A 4,515-nucleotide genomic window follows, 5' to 3' on the forward strand; every position below is an offset into this window, starting at 1 on the left:
ACAACTTTCGTATAGGGAATGCTCCTAATTACGCACTTCGGCTGTCGCCGACATATAAAGCGGAGCTTTGCGTCAGCAAAACATAGCACCCGCCTTCCGAGATTTACTCTCAGAAGGTCTTACGGTTGCTCCACAGACAAGCCAGCGCGGTCTTGGGGGTCTCCCCCATGAGCGACTGGCGCTGACACTGCGAGTCCCGCAGCCAAAATGTTAATTGCAGCGTTTATGTCTCTATCATGGTGGCTACCACATTCAGGACAATTCCACTCTCTAATATTGAGAGGCAATTTTTCTACTACATGACCACAATTAGAACAGCGCTTGGAACTAGGGAAATATCGGTCCAGAGTGATTAATTCCTGTCCATACCATTCGGCTTTGTATTCTAATTGCCTCACTAATTCTCCCCAGTTAGCATCACTAATAGCTCTAGCTAATTTGTGGTCTCTTGGTGCGCGTTCCCTCTCTTGGTCAGCATTCCGCAAGCGAGCTGGCGGCGACGCGGGGTCTGACCGCTTGCGAGCTGGCGACGACGCGGGGTCGCACCGCTTTTTGACCATGTTTTTACTGCTAAATCCTCAACNCGGCTTTGTATTCTAATTGCCTCACTAATTCTCCCCAGTTAGCATCACTAATAGCTCTAGCTAATTTGTGGTCTCTTGGTGCGCGTTCCCTCTCTTGGTCAGCATTCCGCAAGCGAGCTGGCGGCGACGCGGGGTCTGACCGCTTGCGAGCTGGCGACGACGCGGGGTCGCACCGCTTTTTGACCATGTTTTTACTGCTAAATCCTCAACTACTATTGTTTGGTTTTCTCTAATTAGTTGTAGGGGAGCCGTCGGATTGGCGACGTATGTCAGTTTATGGGTATAGTCTCCTCCTGGGTCTTTAATTTTTGCGTGTATCTTGGCGACTTTCAGTCTGGCTTTGTGATAGTTGTTAGAGTTTTTGTCGGGTTTTCTATCTAGGGATTTCTGGGCTAACCTCAGTTTTTTGTGTAACTTCTGAAGATTCTTTGGGTTGGCAACTTTATCTCCATCAGTTGTAGTTAGCAAACTGGTAATCCCTAAATCAACGCCAACTTGTTTCTGAGTTGGCTTGAGCCTCAAATCTCTGGTAGCATTAACTCTCAAAGATACAGACCATCTACCACTTGGTTCAAGTTTGACAGTAATTTTACTAGGCACACAGTTTGNTTTTTTGTGTAACTTCTGAAGATTCTTTGGGTTGGCAACTTTATCTCCATCAGTTGTAGTTAGCAAACTGGTAATCCCTAAATCAACGCCAACTTGTTTCTGAGTTGGCTTGAGCCTCAAATCTCTGGTAGCATTAACTCTCAAAGATACAGACCATCTACCACTTGGTTCAAGTTTGACAGTAATTTTACTAGGCACACAGTTTGGCGGTAGTTGCCTACTCCATCGGATAGGTAATGGTTCTGCACATTTGGCTAAATATACTTGGCCATCTTTCCATCTAAATGCTGCCTTAGTAAACTCAGCATTGCCACCCCATACGCTTTTTCTTAAAATTAGGGTATTTAGCACCTCCGCTAAAAAAGTTGGTGTTTGCGCAGCATTCCGAAGGAAAAGCAGTCTGTAGATGTCTCAAGCCTTGCTGCAATGGTACACTGCTTACTTCAGTAAGGAAATCTAAATCTTCTTGTTTTTTCCAGTTAGTAAGCATAGTTGAGATTTGCTTGTAACTGACACGTTCTTTGTTCTCATACCATGCTTGAGTTCTTGCAGCTAAAGCCTTGTTGTAGATTAGGCGTACACATCCCAACGTTCTCCGCAACAGATTTTCCTGCTCTGGAGTTGGGTGAAATCTAAATTTGTACGCTTTTTCCTCCATTTACTGTTTGCTTTTCAAATTTTATACTTTAACAGATTATTTGTAAAATCGCAACATTGATTGGCATTCCCATACGACGCTCCCCTACGGGAGAGCGCGAGTCTTCTGCCAACATTTTGATAAAGCCAGATTAATTAATTATCCATTATCTATTGGTAAACCTATTTCCTAAGAGTTGTTAATTTTATAAGCAAAACAAATATCTATGAAGGGATAATTTTAAAATTCCCATGTTAAGCAAATTATGAATAAACGTAAAGATAGGGGTTTATTGAAACTATTCTCAATTATTTTACGAGTTTACTTAATTTGGAGTCTATGATATGATTTTTAAAGTCACAGGCTTGTTGTAATTAATTTATATAAAACAACCTTTAAACTATATTTAATTCGTATAATATTAAGTAATTTTAAATTTAATCTCTGGATGGAAAAAACAAATTTTCTGGGGACAACTTAACAATAGAAGCACAAAAATTGACAAAAATGTATATTTGTGCATATATAAAATTCCTGACTTCCTAAAGATATTGCAATTTAATCCAAATATTGTTTGTTGAACCTACAATAATCACAACTACATCCCTAAATTTGGGAGGACCTGTGAAAATCTTTGGGTTTTTGGAAAAGCCAAAGCCTTCTTTTGGAATGCCAATACCATTCAGATTGAAGATACCATCGTCATTAAAATCATGAAAAGCAGCAACAGCATAACTTCCTGGTTTCAAATTCTCAAATGTAATTGCGGGAGGTGGTCGTTGATTTAACCCCAAAAGCTTCCATAGGAATTCCACAATGTAAGCTAATTAAAAGTGCTAAACCTCTTGGCACATGACGATTACCTGGTTCAATTCCTTCTGCTCTAAGAATTTCTGTAAAAAAGGTTTTGAGTGGGCGTTGTTCACCATCAGTCACATAGTATATCTGTCCACCCCTACTCTTCTGAATGGCAGCTATAACTGCTGCTCCGTTCATTGTCTACATGAATGGTAGACAGGGTATGCTTTCCACCACCAATCCACACCCACTTACCTTCTTTAGCCATTTTTAACATATCATCGTAGTGAGGATTTTTAGGACTCCATATTGCCGGGGGTCTCAGAGCGATCGCTTCAAAGTTAGGTTCATTACCTTCTAAGACGAGTTTTTCTGCTAAGGCTTTGGTTTTTGAGTAATAATCTTGTAGCAGTCGTTTTGGTTGATATAGTTCATCTACATTTTTAATCGGTCTTCCATTAATGACAGATGCAGCACCTATATATATGAATTTTTTCACGCCAGCGCTTTTTGCCAAAGCTACTAATTGGTTGGTTCCTTCAATGTTAACTTTGTAGAATTTGTCATAGTCGTAGTTGACATCCTCCCCGGCCTAAAAAGCGCAATCCTACCGAACCGAAGTTCCTCGGTGGGTTGACGTCTCATTGGCTGCTGCTAACTTGACGCTAGTCTTATGCTTGCCTCCACGTCCGTTTAAAGTCTCGGACTGCCCGCCCGCGACTAATATATTTATGGCTGCATTCTCGTCTCGATCATGTTTAGCACCACAGTTGAGACACTCCCATTCTCTCACCGAAAGGTCTAGTTTCCCACCTTTAAAACCACAACTAGAACAGGTTTGAGATGTTGCTTCCCAACGACTAATTACTCGAAATTCACGACCATATTTTTCTGCTTTTCCTTCTAGGAATGTTCGGAATTGTCTCCAACCTAAATCAGAAATTGCTCTAGATAATTTACGGTTCTTGACCATTCCGGAAACGTTTAGATCCTCTAAAATAATTGTTTGGCTTTCACGAATTATTTCAGTGGATAATTTATGTAGAAAATTTGTCCTTGTATCTTTCAGTTTGCCATGAAATTTAGCTATTCTCAGCCGAGCTTTTTCATATCGTTTAGAACCGAAGGTTTTCTTAGATAATGATTTACTTAACTTTCTGTATTTCTTAATTCGTTTCTTCAATGGTTTTGGAGCATCAACCTTTCTACCGTTACTCAAAGTAGCAAAAGTTTTAATTCCTAAATCTATACCTACTGACTTATCAGTTTTAGGCAAAATTTCAGGTTGTATTTCTACTACAAAGCTCAAGAAATATCTATGAGCTGAATCTTTGATTACTGTTACTGATGATGGAGTGGCAGGTAGCTCTCTTGACCATACAATTTCAAGCTTTCCAATCTTAGCTAAATATACTTTATGCTGACCAATTTTAAACCCTCCCTTTGTAAATCTAGCAGTTTGCTTTGACTTTCTAGTTTTGAATTTAGGAAGTTTTATAGGTCTACCTTTCCTCTCACCTTTAGTTGACTTAAAAAAGTTTTTATAAGCCTGGTTTAAATCATTCAAAGATTGCTGCAATGGTATAGCAGAAACTTCTGATAACCATTCTCTATCTTCAGTCTTTTTAGCTTCGGTGATAAACTGTTTTTGTAGCTCAGAATTGGTAGGTTTCTTTTCTCCTAATCTATACTTTTGTTGGCAGCAAGCCAGACTATCATTCCAAACCACACGCACACAACCAAATAGTTTTGCTAATTGGTATTTTTGTTGGCATGTTGGATAGACACGATACTTAAATCTAGCTTTCATAACCGCATTTTAAAACTAATAATATTATAGCATACTTATCAAAGAAAAAAAAACAATTTAAAAGTCCCCCTAAAAGG

At 39.5% G+C, this 4,515-nt stretch carries 5 protein-coding genes and 2 pseudogenes; all 7 read right to left on the reverse strand.

Going from position 1 to position 4,515, the window contains the following annotated elements; translation table 11 throughout:
* Window positions 1–119: 119 nt before the first annotated feature.
* Window positions 120–560, reverse strand: a complete 441-nt coding sequence (locus AFK68_RS09060) for an RNA-guided endonuclease TnpB family protein (RefSeq protein ID WP_371357297.1) — start codon at window positions 558–560, stop codon at window positions 120–122.
* A gap of 84 nt (window positions 561–644) precedes the next feature.
* On the reverse strand, window positions 645–1,184 hold the full coding sequence (locus tag AFK68_RS34755) for a transposase (RefSeq protein ID WP_143437718.1): 540 nt from the start codon (window positions 1,182–1,184) through the stop codon (window positions 645–647).
* A gap of 9 nt (window positions 1,185–1,193) precedes the next feature.
* Window positions 1,194–1,851: pseudogene (locus AFK68_RS09065) on the reverse strand (RNA-guided endonuclease InsQ/TnpB family protein); the annotation flags it as partial.
* A gap of 521 nt (window positions 1,852–2,372) precedes the next feature.
* Window positions 2,373–2,579, reverse strand: a complete 207-nt coding sequence (locus AFK68_RS09070) for a DUF2141 domain-containing protein (RefSeq protein ID WP_246844079.1) — start codon at window positions 2,577–2,579, stop codon at window positions 2,373–2,375.
* Window positions 2,580–2,583: 4 nt separating this feature from the next.
* Entirely contained in the window at window positions 2,584–2,766 is a 183-nt protein-coding gene (locus AFK68_RS34760) for a hypothetical protein (protein ID WP_143437717.1), read from the reverse strand.
* Window positions 2,767–2,785: 19 nt separating this feature from the next.
* Window positions 2,786–3,199, reverse strand: a pseudogene (locus AFK68_RS09075) (SDR family oxidoreductase); the annotation flags it as partial.
* Window positions 3,200–3,235: 36 nt separating this feature from the next.
* A complete protein-coding gene (locus AFK68_RS09080) occupies window positions 3,236–4,438 on the reverse strand; it encodes an RNA-guided endonuclease TnpB family protein (protein ID WP_094672445.1) in 1,203 nt (400 codons plus the stop codon).
* Window positions 4,439–4,515 lie beyond the last annotated feature (77 nt).

Source organism: Hydrocoleum sp. CS-953 (assembly GCF_002260545.1).
Lineage (GTDB): Bacteria > Cyanobacteriota > Cyanobacteriia > Cyanobacteriales > Microcoleaceae > Trichodesmium.